General features: G+C 68.2%; 1 protein-coding gene. It reads right to left on the bottom strand.

Annotation, left to right across the window (positions count from 1 at the left end; genetic code table 11):
• Positions 1-42: 42 nt before the first annotated feature.
• Entirely contained in the window at positions 43-1692 is a 1650-nt protein-coding gene (locus tag ASC56_RS00005) for an IS1182 family transposase (protein WP_079102183.1), read from the bottom strand.
• Positions 1693-1771 lie beyond the last annotated feature (79 nt).

Below are 1771 nucleotides of genomic sequence, written 5' to 3'. Positions count from 1 at the left end.
ACGCTGTTGGTTAATTCGGGCCCTGGTTGCTTCGCCCCGTCGTTATGCGGCGGGGCGAAGTGCTGCGAGTGGGCTGGTTCGGGTGCGGGCGTGGGGTTGGCCGGTGAGCCAGGCGTTGATGCGGATGAGGTTGATCGCGGCGCCGGTGAGTTGGTGCTGGAGGCTGGTCTTGGCCAGGCCGCGGTAGCGGGATCTGCGCAGGCCGCAGGCTTGTACGGCCTGGGAGATGGTGCCCTCGACCCCGGCACGGATCTTGTAGCGGTCCTTCCACTCATCTGTCTGCTGGAGCTTGCGGGCCTGCTGGAGTGCTTCGTACTCCTCGCGGGGTTTGAGGTTGATCTCCCGGCGTTGGGCCTTGGGGGAGTTGACGCATGCCCTCAGCTGGGGGCAGGTTCGGCAGTCGGCCGGAGAGAACCGGACCCGGATGGCCGGCAGTCCGTCTTCCGAACGGCGCTGGTGCCACTGCGTGCTGGTGACACCGTTCGGGCAGGTCACGTGTTGGTTGTCCCAGTCGATGGTGAACGCGTCCTGCCCATAGGCGGCCTCGCCGCGGGCGTGCGGGACGGTCACGGACTTCAGCGGTCCGTGCAGCGCGACCTGGTGATCACGCTGGGCTGCGGCCAGGGTTTGGGCATTGGCATAACCGGTGTCGACCCAGTGCTCGTCGGGCAGCAGGTCCCGTCTCGCAAGGCCGGCATGCACGACGGCTGCCATCCGGTCGTCGGGCACCGTGGCGGCGGTGGTGGTCACATCCGTGACGAGGTGCACCGTCCCCGGCTCGCACGTCTCGGTGAGATGGACCTTGAAACCGTCCCAGAAGGTGTCGCGTTTGACGCTTCCCCGTGCCTCGGGGTCATAGGGGGTGACCAGGCGTTGGGCGCCCGGTGGCCGGTCTTTTGGGTCCCGTCGCTCCACCTCGCCTTCCACCAGGTGGAACTGCTGGATCCACAGCTTCCGCAGAAGCTCCACCTCCGGCAGCGCCCGCAGTGTGAGCGGGGCTTCGGTCCAGAGCATCTCCAGCAGCCGCATGCCATCGCTGCCGATCCGGCGCCCCACCTCAGCCCGCTTGGCCTGGGATTTCGGGAAACGGGAGTCTTCGATCCGGGTCGAGTAGTGCGTGAACCAGTCCGGCAGGGCATGCGCGCTGAGCCACTCCGGTTCGCTGCACGCCACCGCGTCCAGTGCCGCCCGCAGACTCTCACCGACCAGCTCCAGCCAGTTCAGATCCCGCGCCGCGGACAGCACGTGCGCGGAGTCGGTCCGTGCCCTGCCGCCACGGCTGAGCAGCCCTTTCTCCCGGGCAGCGGTCAGGATGCCGTCCAGCACCGGCTGGCCACCGTCGGCGCTGACCAGCCGGTCCCGGAACTCTGACAACACGGAGAAGTCGAACCCCGGATCGGCCACCTCCAGCGCCAGCGCATACTTCCAGTCGATCCGCGCCCGCACCGCCTCCGCGGCCTGCCGGTCGGTCAGCCCTTCCACGAACTGCAACACCAGCACCAGCGCCAGCCGCCCCGGCGACCAGGCAGGCTTGCCCCGCACCGCAAACAGGCCCGCGAACTGCTCATCGGTGAACAGGACACCTAACTCGTCCCTCACCCGGATCGCCAGGCTTCCCTTCGGGAACGCTGCCCGCGCCACCCGCACCGTCTCCTCCGGGATCTCCCCAGACCCCTTCGGCTGCATCGACACCCGCACCCACCCCACACAACAACGTCGGCCTTCAAGACCACAACCGGGTCTTGAAGGCCGACGTCACGCAGGGCCCGAA

The organism is Streptomyces sp. TP-A0356, assembly GCF_001417775.1.
Taxonomy (GTDB): Bacteria; Actinomycetota; Actinomycetes; order Streptomycetales; family Streptomycetaceae; genus Streptomyces.
This window is presented reverse-complemented; position numbering and strand designations above follow the sequence as displayed.